Source organism: Streptomyces sp. NPDC049879 (assembly GCF_044461265.1).
Lineage (GTDB): Bacteria > Actinomycetota > Actinomycetes > Streptomycetales > Streptomycetaceae > Streptomyces.
This window is the reverse complement of sequence record NZ_JBITKT010000008.1, coordinates 203,754-220,299: the sequence shown is the minus strand read 5'-3', so window position 1 is coordinate 220,299 and position 16,546 is coordinate 203,754. Positions and strand designations below refer to the sequence as shown.

General features: G+C 75.1%; 15 protein-coding genes. 5 read left to right on the top strand and 10 right to left on the bottom strand.

Annotation, left to right across the window (positions count from 1 at the left end; all coding sequences use genetic code 11):
- The 5 genes from ACIBPC_RS25895 to xylB all read right to left on the bottom strand — a co-directional run bounded on the left by ACIBPC_RS25895 (position 1) and on the right by xylB (position 5,133).
- Complete coding sequence (locus ACIBPC_RS25895; protein WP_362966752.1) at positions 1-771, bottom strand: hypothetical protein; 771 nt, start codon at positions 769-771, stop codon at positions 1-3.
- Positions 772-780: 9 nt separating this feature from the next.
- The gene (locus ACIBPC_RS25890) at positions 781-1,521 is read right to left on the bottom strand and encodes a hypothetical protein (protein WP_398847919.1); all 741 of its coding nucleotides are present in this window, start codon (positions 1,519-1,521) and stop codon (positions 781-783) included.
- 115 nt (positions 1,522-1,636) lie between these two features.
- A complete protein-coding gene (locus ACIBPC_RS25885) occupies positions 1,637-2,329 on the bottom strand; it encodes an N-acetylmuramoyl-L-alanine amidase (RefSeq protein WP_398847917.1) in 693 nt (230 codons plus the stop codon).
- Positions 2,330-2,479: 150 nt separating this feature from the next.
- A complete protein-coding gene (locus tag ACIBPC_RS25880; protein ID WP_362966877.1) occupies positions 2,480-3,652 on the bottom strand; it encodes an ROK family transcriptional regulator in 1,173 nt (390 codons plus the stop codon).
- A gap of 47 nt (positions 3,653-3,699) precedes the next feature.
- Positions 3,700-5,133: a xylulokinase gene (xylB, locus tag ACIBPC_RS25875; RefSeq protein WP_398847915.1), complete on the bottom strand. Its 1,434-nt coding sequence runs from the start codon at positions 5,131-5,133 to the stop codon at positions 3,700-3,702.
- 144 nt (positions 5,134-5,277) lie between these two features.
- Here xylB and xylA point away from each other — a divergent pair, with 144 nt between their 5' ends.
- Positions 5,278-6,450 (top strand): xylose isomerase, encoded by a 1,173-nt coding sequence (gene xylA, locus ACIBPC_RS25870; RefSeq protein ID WP_398847913.1) that lies wholly within the window; start codon positions 5,278-5,280, stop codon positions 6,448-6,450.
- Between the two features lie 85 nt (positions 6,451-6,535).
- Here xylA and ACIBPC_RS25865 read toward each other — a convergent pair whose 3' ends face one another.
- The 3 genes from ACIBPC_RS25865 to ACIBPC_RS25855 all read right to left on the bottom strand — a co-directional run bounded on the left by ACIBPC_RS25865 (position 6,536) and on the right by ACIBPC_RS25855 (position 9,212).
- The gene (locus ACIBPC_RS25865; protein WP_398847911.1) at positions 6,536-7,477 is read right to left on the bottom strand and encodes an EamA family transporter; all 942 of its coding nucleotides are present in this window, start codon (positions 7,475-7,477) and stop codon (positions 6,536-6,538) included.
- A gap of 318 nt (positions 7,478-7,795) precedes the next feature.
- Complete coding sequence (locus tag ACIBPC_RS25860; protein WP_362966765.1) at positions 7,796-8,080, bottom strand: hypothetical protein; 285 nt, start codon at positions 8,078-8,080, stop codon at positions 7,796-7,798.
- 112 nt (positions 8,081-8,192) lie between these two features.
- Positions 8,193-9,212, bottom strand: coding sequence for a TerC family protein (locus tag ACIBPC_RS25855; protein ID WP_362966767.1), 1,020 nt, complete (start codon positions 9,210-9,212; stop codon positions 8,193-8,195).
- Between the two features lie 234 nt (positions 9,213-9,446).
- Between ACIBPC_RS25855 and ACIBPC_RS25850 the strand changes: the two genes are divergently transcribed.
- Positions 9,447-10,670: an MFS transporter gene (locus ACIBPC_RS25850; protein ID WP_398847910.1), complete on the top strand. Its 1,224-nt coding sequence runs from the start codon at positions 9,447-9,449 to the stop codon at positions 10,668-10,670.
- A gap of 22 nt (positions 10,671-10,692) precedes the next feature.
- On the opposite strand, the gene ACIBPC_RS25845 is transcribed toward ACIBPC_RS25850, so the two are convergent.
- Positions 10,693-11,148 (bottom strand): ATP-binding protein, encoded by a 456-nt coding sequence (locus ACIBPC_RS25845; protein ID WP_362966771.1) that lies wholly within the window; start codon positions 11,146-11,148, stop codon positions 10,693-10,695.
- Between the two features lie 156 nt (positions 11,149-11,304).
- Between ACIBPC_RS25845 and ACIBPC_RS25840 the strand changes: the two genes are divergently transcribed.
- The 3 genes from ACIBPC_RS25840 (at position 11,305) to ACIBPC_RS25830 (ending at position 13,421) form a co-directional block, all read left to right on the top strand.
- A complete protein-coding gene (locus tag ACIBPC_RS25840) occupies positions 11,305-12,171 on the top strand; it encodes a helix-turn-helix transcriptional regulator (RefSeq protein ID WP_362966773.1) in 867 nt (288 codons plus the stop codon).
- Between the two features lie 3 nt (positions 12,172-12,174).
- Positions 12,175-12,411 carry a DUF397 domain-containing protein gene (locus ACIBPC_RS25835; RefSeq protein WP_362966775.1) on the top strand — a complete coding sequence of 79 codons (237 nt, stop codon included), beginning with the start codon at positions 12,175-12,177 and terminating at the stop codon, positions 12,409-12,411.
- 200 nt (positions 12,412-12,611) lie between these two features.
- Complete coding sequence (locus ACIBPC_RS25830) at positions 12,612-13,421, top strand: SAM-dependent methyltransferase (RefSeq protein WP_362966777.1); 810 nt, start codon at positions 12,612-12,614, stop codon at positions 13,419-13,421.
- Between the two features lie 131 nt (positions 13,422-13,552).
- On the opposite strand, the gene ACIBPC_RS25825 is transcribed toward ACIBPC_RS25830, so the two are convergent.
- Positions 13,553-16,501 carry a glycoside hydrolase family 2 TIM barrel-domain containing protein gene (locus ACIBPC_RS25825; RefSeq protein ID WP_398847907.1) on the bottom strand — a complete coding sequence of 983 codons (2,949 nt, stop codon included), beginning with the start codon at positions 16,499-16,501 and terminating at the stop codon, positions 13,553-13,555.
- Positions 16,502-16,546: the final 45 nt, after the last annotated feature.

The window sequence follows — 16,546 nt, the reverse complement described above, 5'->3', positions numbered from 1 at the left end:
CTAGCCCGCGGCGATCCCCGGGAACAGCAGCGCGTACGGCTCGGTCGCGCTGTCGCCGAGCGCCCGCGCGTACGGGGCGTCGAAGTGCCAGACGAGGAACAGCAGGAAGGCGATCATCGCGCTGAACAGCCCGGCGAGCACCAGTTCCCGCGCGGACCGCTGGATCTGGAGCGCGAAGACCATGCCGACGACGACCGCCGCCCCCGTCAGCAGCCCGATCCACACCTCGACCGGCATCGTCGGCTCGGCGGCCTGGACGCGCCCCGACCTGGCGTCCGCCACGGTGGCGGCCTGGTCGATCAGCCCCTGGTACGACTCGACCTCGCGCACCGTCTCCGGCTCGCGGTCCGTGACGGTGGCGCGCAGGTCGCCGAGCAGCCGGTCGCCCTCCGGCGTCAGCTGCCCCTCCTCGCGCAGTTCGCTCCACTCGTCGCCCGAGGCGTACGCGACGTACGCGTGGATGTCGGCGCGGATCCCGTCGCGGACCTCGGGCGGGAAGACGGCGGCCCGTTCGTCCATCTCGTGCAGCGCCTGCGCCTCCTGCTGCACCCACGCCTCGGCCTCGCCCCTGGCCTCCCACACGCCCGCGATGGCGAGGCCGAGGACGATGGCGTAGACGACGCCCAGCATCATCGTCATGTACTCGATGACGTCGGGGGTCTCCGACGGGTCGTCGGGCTCCTCGGTGTGGCGCCGCCTGAACAGCGCGAGGAGGAGCACGACGCCGGTGGTCGCGGCGACGATGATGGTCAGGGCAAGCCATTCGGACACCGTGGTCTCCTAGCCGGTGCTGGAACGTGAGGAACGGGCGGACGAGCCGCCGCCGCGCGGGCGCAGGGTGGCCGCCGCGAGGACGGCGGGGGCGACGACGAGCAGCGTGCGGCTCACGACGGAACCGCCGTTGTCCGGCGTCTCGCGCTGCGGGGGCGCGGCGAGCCCGGCGGTCAGCGGGAGCGGGTCGTCCGCCGGGGGCGCGGGCGGCGGTGGCGGCGCGGGCGCGGGGGCCGGGTCGGGCTCGGCGGGCGGCGGCTCCGGCGGCGGCTCCGCCGCGGGCGGGGGCGGCGGAGGCGGCTCGGGGGAGGGCGACGGCTCAGGCACGGGCGGCGGCTGGGGCGCGGGCGTGGGTGTCGGCTCCGGCGTCGGCGAGGGCGACGGCTCAGGCACGGGCGGTGGCTGGGGCGCGGGCGTGGGTGTCGGCTCCGGCGTCGGCGAGGGCGACGGGGTGGGTGACGGCGTCGGCGTGGGCGACGGCGACGGCGTGGGGCTCGGGTGGGGCGGCCACGGCCAGTGCGGCCAGGGGAAGCAGTGGGGGTGCGCCGGGGCGACGACCCGCGTGTGCCCCGTCTCGGCCACCACGACGACGGGGCAGTACCAGTCCCACCACCGGTCCCGCCCGTCGTCCCCGCCGTCCCCGTCACCCGCTCCGCCGCGTGCCGCCGCGACCGAGGCCGCGCCCGTCAGCAGGAACGCGGCACAGAGGGCCCCGGCGCCCGCCCGGCGTACGCGCTGCCATGTGTCCACGGGGCGATCGTGGCGGCGCGGCGCGCGGGGCGGGGCCGAACGGGTGCCGGTTCGCCCGATGTGATGAAAAGCGGTCTGGCGGGGATTGTGGAGGAACGGGGTGGTGCGCGGGCGGTCAGGCGGCGTTCAGGTAGCCCTTCACCAGGCGGAGGTAGCGCGTCCAGTCCCACAGCGGGCCCGGGTCGGTGTGCGTGGCGCCCGGCACCTCGTTGTGTCCGATGATCCGCGACCGGTTCACGGGGATGCCGTAGTAGCCGCACAGGAAGGCCGTCAGCCGCGCCGAGCCCTCGTACATCGCGGTGGTGAACCAGCGCGGCTGGTCGACCCAGCCCTCGTGCTCGATGCCGATGCTGCGCGTGTTGTAGGACCAGTTGCCCGCGTGCCAGGCGACGTTCTTCTCCTCGACGCACTGCGCGACGCGGCCGTCGCCCGACGCGACGACGTAGTGGGCCGACACGCGCGCCGCCGGGTCGGTGAAGATGCCGAGCGTGTCGGCGAACGTCTCCTGCGTCACGTGGATGACGACGTACTCGACCGGGTACGTCCGCGGCCGGTTGGCGACCGTGTAGTTGGACGACGCCGCGGGCACCCACTCGGAGTACGGGTAGTCGGCGGTGCGGATCGGGCCCGCCGCCCCCGGCGCGGCGGCGGAACCGCCCGACGGGCGCTGAGCCGGGCCCGGGCCCGGGCCGGCAAGCGCGTGGCCTGCGGTGACCGTGAGGGCGGTCGCGGCGGTGGCGACCGCGGCGCCGCCGCGCAGCAGGGCGCGGCGGGACGGGGACGGCGTCGGCTCGGTGGGCTTCGGCATGAGGGCTCCCGGTGTCTGGGCTCGGCGTCGCGGGGGTGTCGGGCCGGGATCGCGGCCTGGACATGACAACCGATGGGACTCATGCTGACGCCGGGCCAGGCGTCTGCCAAGTGGGCGAAAGCCCCGCCATTGGCACGACCTGAGGCGCCGTCACCCGCCCAGCAGCGCCGCCGGGGTGTCCAGCGCCGCCCGTACGGCCGACCGCGCCGCGCCCAGCAGCGGCCCGTCCTGGCCGAGCGGCGAGGGCGTCACGGGCACCGGCGTCTCCCGGCCGCCCGCCGCGACGGCGGTGCGGCGGGCCAGCTCCCGGCCCACCGGCGGCAGCAGCCAGGGGGCGAGCCGCGCGAGGCTGCCGCCGATCACGATCCGGCGCGGGTCCAGCAGGTTGACCGCCCCCGACAGGGCGATGCCGAGCGCCGTCCCCGCCTGCCGCACGGCGCGCAGCGCGGTCTGCTCGCCCGCCTCGCAGCGCGCCGTCAGCGCGCCCATGCGCACACCGGGACCCGGCTCGATCCCGGCGGCGCGCAGCACCGCGTCCTCGCCCGCGTACGCCTCCAGGCAGCCGCGCCCGCCGCAGGTGCAGGGGCGGCCCTCCGGGCGTACCGGCACGTGGCCCAGCTCGCCCGCGAACCCCTGGGCGCCGCGCAGCAGTTCGCCGTCCACGACGACGGCGGCGCCGATGCCGATCTGCGCCGAGACGTGGACGAAGCTGTCCGGCGCGCCGCCGGGCACGCCCGAGCCGCCCCACAGCTCGGCGAGCGCGCCGAGGCTCGCCTCGTTCTCCACCGTGACGGGACCGAGCCCGGACGGCAGGAGGTCCGCGAGGTCCACGCCGTGCCAGCCGAGGTTGGGGGCGCGCAGGACGGTCGCGGTGTCGCGGACGACTAGCCCCGGAACGGCCACCGCCAGCCCGGCGGGCCGCAGTCCGGCGGACGCGGCCCGTTCCACCGCACGGCGCAGCATGCCGCCGAGCGTGCCGAGGACCTCCGCCGGATCGCTGCCCTGGTTGCGCGTCTCGTGGACCGCGCGGACGCGGACGTCGCCGCGCAGGTCCATGACGCAGACCGCCAGGTGGTCCACGCCGATCTCCGCCCCCACACCGGCCGGTCCCCGGTCGGCGGCGAGCAGCTGGGTGCCGGGGCGGCCGACCGTTCCCGACCGGCCCGGGCCGCGCTCCACGAGCAGCTCCCCGCGCAGCAGTTCGTCCACGAGCGTGGACACGGCCGCGCGCGTCAGGCCGATCCGCGCCGCGACGTCGGCGCGGGAGAGCGGGCCTTCGGCGGCGACGGTGTGCAGCACGCGCGAGAGGTTGCGCTGCCGCATCTCGGCCTGGGCCTTCGGGGCGGTGGCTGTCACGTTCGCCGGCCGGCTCAGTGGCGGCGCAGCAGCGCGTCGGCGTCGGTCAGAGTGGCCGCCAGCCGCTCCAGCGCGGCGACGTCCCGGGGGAGCGCGTCGAACTCGGGGCCGTCCGACGTGCCCCAGTCGCGGGCGACGGACGCGGCGTCGCGGCCGAGGAGCAGCCCGGCGGCCTGCGCCGCGGCGCCGAGGGCCACCAGTTCCTCGGCGCGCGGCACGCGCACGGGGCGGCCCGACAGGCGGCGCACGGTGTTGCGCCAGGCCGTGCCGCGCGCGCCGCCGCCGATCAGCAGGATGGGCGACGAGGGGTCCGCGCTGTCGTCGAGCACGCGGTCGAGCGCTTCGAGGAGCGCGAAGACCGCGCCGTCGTAGGCGGCCTGGAGCAGCTGGCCGCCGGTGGTGGTGTGCCGCAGGCCGCTCACGAGCCCGGCCGCGTACGGCAGGTCGGGGGTGCGCTCGCCGTCGAGGAACGGCAGCACGACCGCCTCGCCGCCGGGCTCGACCGCCTCGCGGTACAGGCCGAGCAGCGCGGCGAACCGGTCGACGGCCAGCGTGCAGTTGAGCGTGCAGGCCAGCGGCAGCCAGGCGTCGGCCGCGTCCGCGAAGCCCGCGACGATGCCGGACGGGTCGGCCGGGCGCCGGTGCGTGACGGCGTAGACCGTCCCCGAGGTGCCGAGGCTGAGGACCGGGCTGCCGGGCGTCAGGCCGAGCCCGAGGGCGCCCGCCATGTTGTCGCCCGTCCCGGCCGCCACGGGGATGCCCGCGGGCAGCAGCAGGCCGGAACGCGTCGTCCCGGCCGCCTCGCCCGCCCGGACGACGCGCGGCAGCAGCGCCGGGTCGAGCCCGACGTGGCCGAGGATCTCGCCGTCGTAGTCCTCCGTGGCGGTGGACCACCAGCCGCTGCCCGAGGCGTCGCCGCGGTCGGTCGTGCCGCCGGTCGCCTCCTGGCCGGTGAGGCGGCCGGTCAGGTAGTCGTGCGGCAGGCGCACGGCGCGGGTCCGCGCCGCGGCCTCCGGCTCGTTCTCCCGCAGCCAGGCCCACTTCGTGACGGTGAACGAGGCGGCGGGCACGCTGCCCGTGCGCTCCGCCCAGGCGGCCGGGCCGCCCAGCTCGTCGAGCAGCCGGTCGCGCTGCGGCGCGGAGCGCGTGTCGTTCCACAGCAGCGCGCCGCGCACCGGGCGGCCGTCCGCGTCGAGCGTCACCAGGCCGTGCTGCTGCCCGGCGACCGAGACGGCCGCGGCCTGGGCGGCGGCCGGGCCGCACTGGCCGACGGCGTCGAGCAGCGCCTGCCACCACTGCTCCGGGTCGCTGTCGCGCTCGGCGGTGACGACGTTCGGCGCCGAGCCGCGCGCGACGACGCGGCCGGTGGCGACGTCCACGACCAGCGCCTTGGTGGACTGCGTGGAGCTGTCCACGCCGATGACAAGGGGTCCGTCCGGTACGGCCATGGGGCGTCCTCTCCGCGGGCCAGGGGCAGGGGGGTTTTCACAGCGGGCTCCCGCATACTAATTTGTAAACGGCGCTGACGAAATAGTCGTCGGCACACCTGTCGTACGCCGCCGTCAGGACACCCGGGCACCGAAGGAGCCGCCATGTCGTACCAGCCCACCCCCGCGGACAAGTTCAGCTTCGGTCTGTGGACCGTCGGCTGGCAGGGCCGCGACCCCTTCGGCGACGCCACCAGGCCCGCCCTCGACCCGGTCGAGTCCGTCAACCGCCTCGCCGAGCTGGGCGCCTGGGGCGTCACCTTCCACGACGACGACCTGATCCCCTTCGGGGCGTCCGACTCCGAGCGCGACGCCACCGTCAAGCGCTTCAAGCAGGCGCTCGACAGCACCGGCCTCGTCGTCCCGATGGCGACCACCAACCTGTTCACCCACCCGGTGTTCAAGGACGGCGGCTTCACCTCGAACGACCGCGACGTCCGCCGGTACGCGCTGCGCAAGGTGATCCGCAACGTGGACCTCGCCGCCGAGCTGGGCGCCAAGACCTATGTCGCCTGGGGCGGCCGCGAGGGCGCCGAGAGCGGCGCCGCCAAGGACGTGCGCGCGGCGCTCGACCGCTTCAAGGAGGCGTTCGACCTCCTCGGCGACTACGTGACCTCCCAGGGCTACGACATCCGCTTCGCCATCGAGCCCAAGCCGAACGAGCCGCGCGGCGACATCCTGCTGCCGACCGTCGGGCACGCCCTCGCGTTCATCGAGCGCCTGGAGCGCCCCGAGCTGTTCGGCGTCAACCCGGAGACCGGCCACGAGCAGATGGCCGGCCTCAACTTCCCGCACGGCATCGCGCAGGCGCTGTGGGCGGGCAAGCTGTTCCACATCGACCTCAACGGGCAGAACGGCATCAAGTACGACCAGGACCTGCGCTTCGGCGCGGGCGACCTGCGCTCGGCGTTCTGGCTCGTGGACCTGCTGGAGACGGGCGGCTACGAGGGCCCGCGCCACTTCGACTTCAAGCCCCCGAGGACCGAGGACTCCGACGGCGTCTGGGCCTCGGCCGCGGGCTGCATGCGCAACTACCTGATCCTCAGGGAGCGCGCCGCCGCCTTCCGCGCCGACCCGGCCGTCCAGGAGGCGCTGCGCGCCGCCCGCCTCGACGAGCTGGCCACGCCGACGCTCGCCGAGGGCGAGACGGCCGCCGCGCTGCTGGCGGACCGCAGCGCCTTCGAGGACTTCGACGTGGACGCGGCCGCCGCCCGCGGCTTCGCGTTCGAGGCGCTCGACCAGCTCGCCATGGACCACCTCCTCGGCGTGCGCGGCTGACACGGCACGCGCTCCGGCGCGGCGCGGGGTGCGCGTACGCGGCCTTCCCGGCCCGTACGCGCACCCCGCGTTCGTGTCGGGGCCGTCAGCCGCGGGGACGGCGCCGCGGCCGCCGCGCCGTCAGCACCAGCAGCCCGAGCACGACGAGCCCGACGCCCGCCCAGCCCGCCCCGCCGAACCGCTCCCCGACGACGGCGACGCCGAGCACCGCCGCCACCACGGGCTCGAAGAGCGTGAGCACCGTCGCCGTGCCCGCCGGGACGCGGGCGAGCCCCGCGCCGAAGAGCGCGTAGGCCAGGCACATCGGGACCACCGCCAGGTAGGCCGCCACGGCGATGCCGCGCGGCTCGGCGGCGAGCGCGCCGCCCGTCGCGGCGAGGAGCGGCAGCAGCCCGCAGGCGCCGAGGCCGAAGAGCGCCCCCATCGTGGCCCGCGCCGGGTGGCCGCGCCGGATGACGGCGGCGGCGCAGGAGGCGTACACCGCGTACGCCGCGCCGGACAGCAGCCCGGCCACGAGGCCCGCGGCGGTCCCGTCGCCCGTCGCCGCCCCGCCGCCGTCGAGGGCGAGGGCGGCGCACCCGCCGGTGGCCGCCGCCGTGGCGGCCAGCCAGCGGCCGGTCAGCCGGCTGCCGTGCAGCAGCCGGTCGAGCAGCGCGGCGAACACCGGCGCGGAGCCGAGGGACACCACCGTGCCGACGGCGACCCCGGCGCGGTCCATGGAGGTGTAGAAGGCGAGCGGATAGACCACGACGCTGACGGCGCCGGTCAGGAGGTGGGCCAGCAGGCCCCGGCCGCCGCGCAGCAGCGCGAACACGGACCGGCCCGCCAGGGCCAGGGTCAGCAGCCCGCCGAGCCCCATCGTGGCGGCTCCGACGGACAGCGGCGACGCGGCGGGCGGCGCGAAGCTCGCGGCGGTGCCGGTGGTCCCCCACAGGGCCGCCGCGGCGAGGACGTACGGGGCGCCGCGGCGGTCGCCGCGGGCCTGGCTCGGGGAGAGAGGGGAAAGGGAAGATCCGGATGACGACATGACGGTACGCGTCCTGCTCCGTTGGGTTCCGGTCGGGAATCAGCGGAATGAGGGCGCGACGGCATGCGGCGCGGGCCCGGGAGGACCCGCCCTGAGGCGTGGAACGCGGCCTGGCGGCGCCCTCAGCGGGCGGCGGGCGGCGGGGTGACGCGGTGCCGGTAAGGCGCGGAAACCGAATCCATGGCGCGCAGCTTATCCGACCGGCGCTCACCGTTTCGGCGGAACGCGCAGGCCCGTGCCGGGGAACGCGCACGCTCCCCGGCACGGGCCTTCACCGCCGCCGCCGCCGTACGGACGCCGGGCGCGGCGGGTGGCGGGTCACTCCCCGCCGTCGTCCTTCTTGCCTTTCCTGCGGAACCACCGGCGCCTGCCGGTCCGTCCGGACCGCTTCCGGCGGCCCGGGGCGTCTATCCAGCCGGCCGGCGGCTCGTCCGACCGCCAGGGCTGCGGCGCGGGCGCCCCGTTCTTCCAGCGCTCGCGGAGCATGCGTGTCCTGGCGGTCGGCTCCTTCACCTCCGCGCCGCGCACGAAGCTCTCGTCGAGCACGATGTCGTCCCAGTCGTCGCGACCCGGGCCGTCCTGCCCCGCCTGTTCGCCGCTCATGGGCTGCCTCCGTCCACCTTCGGTGCGCGGAATGTCTCACCGGGTGAACGCCGCGCGCCGTCCTCCGGTTCCCGGCCGGACGGCGGGCGGCGTCACCGTACCGCGCGGTGGATCACCGGGTGGAGTCGGAGGCCTTCGCCTCGTGCCCGTCCCCCTGGCCCTCGCCGCCCGTGCCCGAGCCGCCGTCGCCCCGCTCGCCGCGCGTCGCGTACAGGCTCGTGACGGTCGTGACGGCCAGCACGGTGCAGATGACGCCGAGGGAGACCGCGATGCTGATCTCGGGCACGTGGACGCCCGACTCGTGCAGCGCGTGCAGCACCAGCTTCACGCCGATGAAGCCCAGGATGATCGACAGGCCGTACGACAGGTGGACCAGCTTCTTGAGCAGGCCGCCGATGAGGAAGTACAGCTGCCGCAGGCCCATGAGGGCGAACGCGTTGGCGGTGAAGACGATGTACGGGTCGTCGGTGAGGCCGAAGATCGCCGGGATCGAGTCGAGCGCGAAGAGGATGTCCGTGCTGCCGATCGCGAGCATGACGATCAGCATCGGGGTGATGAGCCGGCGCCCGTTCTCCTTGATCGTGAGCTTCGTGCCGTGGTAGCGGTCGGTCGCGGGGAAGCGCCGCTCCACGATCCGCATGAAGCGGTTCTCCTCGTACTCCTCGTCCTCGGTGTCCGAGCGGGCGTCCTGGACCAGCTTCCACGCCGTCCAGATCAGGAACGCGCCGAAGATGTAGAAGACCCAGGAGAAGTTCGCGATCAGCGCGGCGCCCGCGGCGATGAACGCCGCGCGCAGGACCAGCGCGATCAGCACGCCGACCAGCAGCACCCGCGCCTGGTACTGGGCGGGCACCGCGAACTTGGTCATGATCAGGATGAAGACGAAGAGGTTGTCCACGCTCAGCGACTTCTCGGTGATGTAGCCGGCGAAGAACTCGCCGGAGGCCTCGCCGTTGCCGGAGACCAGCAGGCCGACGCCGAAGAGGCAGGCCAGGATCACCCAGATCACGGTCCAGGTGCCGGCCTCCCGGAGCGAGACCTCGTGGGGCTTGCGCCCGAAGAAGAAGTCGACCGCGATGAGGGCGCAGAGCACCACCACCGTCAGCACCCACATGGTCAACGAGACGTCCACTGTTCCTCCGGTCCTCCGACTGCCGCGTACACCAAGAAGGTGCAACGCTAGATTAATCAAATAGTAAAGTCACTCCTGGTGTTTCGAGGGGACATCGACCGGGCCGCGCGCGAACCGCGTGCCCGCGACGGCCGGTTGGATCTTGGAAAGGCCCCGGGTTCCCGGTTCCACGGGCGGGAGAGGCGGCGTCACGGGGGTGCGCCGCCCCGCGCTGATCAGGCATGATGCGGCCCTATGGGAGTACCCGCCGGGCTGCGTGCCTACCGTGAGATATTTCGCATCCCCGGCACCGGGGGATTCGTGTCGGCGAGCCTGGTCGGCCGCCTGCCCGCGGCGATGCTCAGCCTCGCGACGGTCTTCCTGATCGAGGCCGAGACCGGCAGCTACGCCACCGCCGGGGCCGTCGCCTCCGCCGGGGCCCTGTGCTACGCGTTCGTCGTCCCCCGCCTCGGCCGCGCCGCCGACCGGATCGGGCAGCGCAGGGTCCTGCGGCCCCTCGGGCTCGCCTTCGGCGCCCTGGGCGGCCTGCTGCTCCTGGCGGCCTGGCTGGACGGCCCGCGCTGGACGCTGTACGCCGCCGGTGCCGCGTTCATGGCGACCATGCCCCCGGTCGGCGCGCTGGTCAGGGCGCGCTGGAGCCACCTCGCGGGCAGCGACGCCTCGCTCGTCGCGTCCTCCTACTCCTTCGAGTCGGTCGCCGACGAGCTGATCTTCGTCATCGGCCCGCTGGTCGTCTCCGCCGTCGTCCTGCTCCACCCGGGCGCCGGGGTCGCGGCCGTGGCCCTCGCCGGTGCCGTCGGCAGCCTGCTGCTGGCCGCCCAGCGGCGCACCGAGCCGCCGGTGATCGCCCTCCCCGCGGGCGGGGGCGGCGGCGCCCTGCGGGTGCACGGGCTGCGCCTGATGTGCGCGGTCTACGTCTGCATGGCCGCGATGATGGCCGGCTGGGAGCTGTCGACCATCGCCTTCGCGGACGCCTACGGGAGCCCGTGGATGTCCGGCGGCGTCATGGCCGCCTACGCGCTCGGCAGCGGGGTCGGCGGGCTGTGGTACGGCGCGCGGCAGTGGCGGCTCACCCTCGACAGGCGGTTCCTGCTCACCCTGGCGGCCGTCGTCGTCGGCGTCGCGCCGCTGTGGGCGATGCCCGGGGTGACGGCGCTGCTGGTGTACTCCCTGTTCTCCGGCTTCCTCATCGCGCCGATGATCATCGCCGGGTACAGCCTGGTCCGGCAGGGCGTCCCGCCGACGGCGCTCACCGAGGGCATGACCTGGCTGTCCACCGCCATCGGCGTCGGCAAGGCGGTCGGCGTGCTCGGCGCCGGAGTCGTGATCGACGCGTACGGCCCGCGCTGGGGCTACGTCCTGACGCTCGCCTGCGGGTGCGCCTCACTGCTGGTCGGTGCGCTGGGGGCGCGGCACCTGCGTGCCATGGCCTCGACCAGGATCGTCCGCGCGGCCTGAACCCCGCGCCGTACGGGGCCGGTCAGCCGGTCGTGCCGTCGAGCCGCAGGTCGGCCCAGACCACGTGCCCCCGGCCGCCGTCCCAGGGCCGCACGCCCCACATGTCCGCCAGGGTGCACACGAGCAGCAGCCCGCGGCCCGACTCGTCGTCCATGTCGGCCACCTGCGGGGTGCGGCGCGGCCCCGGCCCCTCGGCGGCCACGGCCACGCGCACCAGCGGGCCGTTCAGCCGCAGTTCGCAGCCCACGGCGGTGCTGCCGGTGTGCCGCAGCGCGTTGGTGACCAGCTCCGAGATCACGAGCTGCGCGGTGTCGCAGGCGTCGGGCGACGCCCCCCACTCCCGCAGCCGCTGCCGTGCGCGCCGCCGTGCCTCGGCGGCCGAGGCGTCGACTGCGGGGAGCCGGAAGCGGAGCGGCCCGGGGGGACAACCGGTGCTCGCGTTCCGCTCCAGGGACTGGAGGTGCGGGGAGGAGGCCACGTTCCTACTGTGGGCCGTGTCCCTCGCATCCGGCAAGGGGCATCCTGCAAATTACAGAATCGTTCGTTGCACTCTGTTGCGCGGCACCCCCCGCGTGGCAGACTGCCGCTGCGGCACGGCAGTTGGGGCGGGACCGGCGACCGGAGGGACGGGGACGTGGCGGGCGGACAGGGAGGCGGGGCGGCGACCGCGCTCCGGCTCGTGCTCGGCAAGCGGCTGCAGGACCTGCGGGAGGCCGCGGGCCTCTCGTTCGAGGAGGCCGCCGCCGCGCTCGACGTCACGCACGCGACCGTCCGCCGGATGGAGAAGGCGCAGGTCGGGCTCAAGGTGCCCTACGTCGAGAAGCTGCTGCGGATCTACGGGGTCACGCGGCAGCAGGACGTGGACGCCTTCCTCGCCCTGGTCCGCGAGGCCAACAGGCCCGGCTGGTGGCACCGTTACCGCGACGTCCTGCCGGACTGGTTCAGCGCCTTCGTCAGCCTGGAGGCGGAGGCGGATCAGATCCGGGCGTACGAGCCGCACTACATCCCCGGCCTCCTCCAGACCGAGGCGTACGCCGCGACCGTGCTGCGCGCCGGGATGCCGCACGCGCCCGCCGACGAGATCGAACGGCTCGTCGCCCTCCGCCTCGCCCGCCAGGACCTCCTGGTGCGCAGCCGCCCGCCGCTGCTGTGGGTCGTGATGGACGAGACGGTCCTGCGCCGCCCCATCGGCCGCCCCAACGTGATGCGGGCCCAGGTCACACGGCTGATCGAGGTCACCGCCCAGCCGCATGTCCGGCTCCAGATCATGCCCTTCTCGGCGGGGCCGCACCCCGCGATGTACGGGCCGTTCCACCTCTTCCGGTTCCCGCTCCCCGAACTGCCCGACGTCGCCTGCGCCGAGAGCCTGGTCGGCGCCGCCTACTTCGAACAGCGCGACGACGTCTCCACGTTCCGCGAGGCGCTCGACCGGATGTGCGCGCAAGCCGCGCCCGTGCACCGCACTGAGGCCATCCTCAGTGGTATTCGCAAGGAGATCTGAGCCATGGATCGCATATACAACGGCATGCCCGCCACGCACCTCGGCACCGAGGGGTGGCGGAAGCCATGGAGCGGGGGCAACGGCGGCAGCTGCGTCGAGGCGCTGCGGCTGGGCGACGGCCGCGTCGCGCTGCGCCAGTCCACCGATCCCGACGGCCCGGCGCTGATCTGCACGTCACACGAGATCGAGAGCTTCATCCAGGGCGTCAAGTCGGGGGAGGCGGATTTTCTCGTGGTATGAGGGGGCCTTGTGGTGTGAGGGGCCTTGTGGCGTGAGGCCCCGGTGAGGTGAGCGGCCTGCCCGTGCGGACGGCGCACGGGCAGGATGCCGCGCCGCGTTGTCCCCGTGCGGGGGTCGGGGACAACGCGGCGATACGGCAAGGGGACGCGACGGCCCCGCGGTACGGCACGACACGGCACGGCACAGAGACGGAGCAGGGCGTGGGCGAAGAGGGATTCACCGCCGAGCAGATCGACACCAGCCGGCCCCATCCGGCGCGGATGTACGACTACTACCTGGGCGGCCAGGACAACTACGAGGTGGACCGCGCCGCGGCCGAACGCGTCATCACGCTGCTGCCCGACATCCGCACCGCCGCGCGGGAGAACCGCAGCTTCCTCCACCGCGCCACCCGCGTCGTCGCCGCCCGCGGCATACGGCAGTTCATCGACATAGGCACCGGCATCCCGACCTCGCCGAACACCCACGAGGTCGCCAGGACCGTGGACCCGGCCGTCCGCGTCGCGTACGTCGACAACGACCCGATCGTCAGCGCGTACGCCGGTGCCAAGCTCACCAGCGCGGGCGACGCCGGGTTCGTCCTCGCCGACCTGCGCGACCCCGGGGCCGTCCTGGACCACCCGGTGATCAGGGGGCTGATCGACTTCGACGAGCCGGTGGCGCTGCTGCTGGTCGCGATCCTGCACTTCATCGACGACGCCGCCGACCCCCGCGCCCTCGTCGCCGCCCTCACCGACGCGCTGCCGCCCGGCAGCTGCCTGGTCCTCAGCCACGCGACCTCCGACTTCCACGACGCCGAGCAGCTGGCCTCCGTCCGCAAGGTGTACGACAACGCCACGGCGAACCTGACGCTCCGTCCGTACGCCCAGGTGCGCTCCTACTTCGACGGCTTCGACCTGCTCGAACCCGGCATCGTGCAGCCGCCGTTCTGGCAGCCCGCGAGCCCGGTGCCCGACGACCCCGAGCTGCACGGGCTCGGTTTCTACTGCGGAGTGGGCGTCAAGCGCTGACGTCCCGGCGGTCGGGGGCCCGCCGGGAAGCGCCGACGCCCCTCCGCGCCGCGGAGGGGAGCCGCGGAGGGGGCGTGGAGCCCGTGGCCGGTACACGGCCACGGGCTCCACGTGTGCCCGTCACCCGCCGCTCAGGCGGCCGGACCGCCCAGCGCGGAGAACCGGAAGGAGAACGCGGCGGGCGCCACCTCCAGGCGGTGGCGCGGCAGCGGCCCCGGGCCGCACGACTGGCTGCCGAGGCCGTGCTGCGCGTGGTCGAGGTTGACCCACACCGTGTCGCCCGGCACGAGGTCCGTCGTGTGCCGCGCCGCGTCGAGCTGCTCGCTCGTCCAGCGCCGCGCGGTGAACCAGAACGGGTCGTCCCCGGCCGCGATCCGCAGGCCCGACCCGTCCGCCGCGCGCAGCTCGGCCCAGCGCACGTCCGCGCGGGCGCCGTTCTCCTGCGGCCGGACGTACGGCGTCTGCAGCGCGTCCACCGGCATGGCGTACCTGCCCGTCACCGAGGCGGCGCGGCTGTCGGGGTACGCCTCGCCGGGGCCGCCGCCGAACCATGTCGCGTCGCCGTACGCGCCGGGCAGCCCGAGGCGCAGGCCGACGCGCGGCAGCGTGCACGGCCACGCGCCCCCGTCCGGCGTGACCGTGACGGCGAGGAGCAGCTCGTCGCCGACGGCCGTCCAGCGGTACTCGGCGAACAGCCCGAGGTCGCTCGCCGCCGGGGCGACGCGGGCGCGGACCAGCAGCGCGTCCCCGGCCGCGTCCACGGCCTCGACGCGGTGCTGGAGGCGGTGCAGGCCGACCTGGCGCCACAGCGGCGCGTACCGGATGTCGTCCTGCCAGTCGGCGCCCAGGTCGTTGTCCGTCGGGGCGCGCCACAGGTCGAGCCGGGGAGCCTGGCGCAGCGCGAGGTCGCCGAGGGCGAGGAGCGCGCCGGTGCGCGGGTCGAAGCGGGCGGCGCCCAGGCGGATGCCGGCGGCGTCGCGGGACGGCGCGTGCGCGGTGCCCGTGGCCGCCGGGCGCGGGGCGGCGGGCGTCGTGGCCTGGGCCCAGGCCACGGTGTGGCCCGCCGGGGCCCACGGGGTGTCGTCGGCGAGGACGGCGGTCACGGTCCACACGGGCTCGCCCGCCAGCTGCGTCGCGGGGGCGGGAGGCAGGGGCACGTCGGCGCTGTCGCCGGGTGCGAGCGCGGGGACGTCGAGCGTTCCCGAGGCGACCGCGACGCCCTCCACCTCGTGGCGCCAGCCGAACGCGAGGTGCGCCAGGTCGCGGAAGTCGTGCCCGTTGGTGACGCGGACGGTCCCGGCCGCCGCGTCGACGGTGATGCGCACCGGCTCGACGACCTTCTTGTACTCCACGAGGCCGGGCGACGGGGTGCGGTCGGGGAAGAGGAGGCCGTCGCAGACGAAGTTGCCGTCGTGCAGCTCCTCGCCGAAGTCGCCGCCGTACGCCCAGTAGGGGCGGCCATCGGGCGTCACCCGGGGCAGGCCGTGGTCGATCCACTCCCAGACGAAACCGCCCTGGAGCCGCTCGTACGTCTCGAACAGCCGCTGGTACTCGGCGAGTCCGCCGGGCCCGTTGCCCATCGCGTGCGCGTATTCGCACAGGACGAACGGCAGCGAGCGGCGGCGCGCGTCCGCGAGCGGGTCGCCCAGCGGCTCCTCGGCCCGCCTGCCGATCAGCTCGACCTCCTCGTGCGACGCGTACATCCGCGAGTAGAAGTCGCTGTCGGGGCACGACGGGTCGTTCTCGTAGTGGAGGGGGCGCGACGGGTCGCGCTCGCGTATCCAGGCGGCCATGGCGGACAGGCCCGTCCCGGCGCCGCACTCGTTGCCGAGCGACCAGACGACGACGGACGGGTGGTTCTTGTCGCGCTCGACCATGCGGCGCGCGCGGTCCAGCAGCGCGGGGGTGAAGCGCGGGTCGGCGACCGGGTTGCCGCGCCAGCCCTCGAAGGACGTGAAGCCGTGCGTCTCCAGGTCGCACTCGTCGACGACCCACAGGCCCAGCTCGTCGCACAGGTCGAGGAACGCGGGGTGCGGCGGGTAGTGGCTGGTGCGGACGGCGTTGATGTTGTGGCGTTTCATCAGCAGGATGTCCTGGCGCATCGTCTCCATGTCGAGCGCGCGGCCCCGTTCGGGGTGGAACTCGTGCCGGTTGACGCCGCGGAAGAGGACGCGCCTGCCGTTCGCCTTGAAGACGCCGTCCTCGACGCGGACCGTGCGGAAGCCCACGCGCAGCGGGACGCGTTCGCCGCCGGCGGCGAGGACCGCGTCGTACAGGCGGGGCGTCTCGGCGGTCCACGGCTCGGCGGGGACGGTGATCTCCTCGCCGGTGGCCAGGTCGAGGCCCAGCTCGGGGACGGTGACGCGCCCGGCGGGCTCGCAGTCCACGCGCAGGGTGCCCTCGCCCGTCGTGTGGTCGTACCCCGCATGGACGAAGAAGTCGGCCGGGGCCCCGGCGGGCCGGTGCAGCAGGGTGACGTCGCGGAAGATGCCCGGCAGCCACCACATGTCCTGGTCCTCCAGGTAGCTGCCCGCGGACCACTGGTGCACGCGGACGGCCAGCACGTTGCCGCGCGGGCGCAGCAGCCGCCCCACCGCGAACTCGTGCGGCAGCCTGCTGCCCTGGAACGCGCCCAGCTCCTCGCCGTTCAGCCACACCCGCGCGCACGACTCGACGCCGTCGAAGCGCAGCACGCTGTCGCCGCCGTCCGGCCAGTCGCCGGGGAGGTCGAAGACGCGGCGGTGGTCGCCCGTGGGGTTCTCGCTGGGGACGCGCGGCGGGTCCACGGGGAAGGGGTAGTTGACGTTCGTGTAGGCGGGGGCGCCGTGGCCCTGGAGCACCCAGTGGCCCGGGACGGCGATCGCGTCCCACCCGGCGGTGGCGGTGCCGTCGGGGTCGTCGCCGGTGAAGGCGGCGCCGGTGCCGTCCGCGGAGGCGGTGAGGCGGAACGCCCAGGTGCCGTCCAGGGACAGCCGGGCGGCGTCGGACGCCGCGTACCAGGCGCGCGGCGGGAGCGTGCCGCTGCCGGGCGTGGGGTCCTCGTGGTAGGGGAGCCGGTCGTCCGCTGGCCGGGTGTGCATGGGTCTCCTCGCCGCCGGGCGGACGCCCGCCGCCCCGCGATGTTG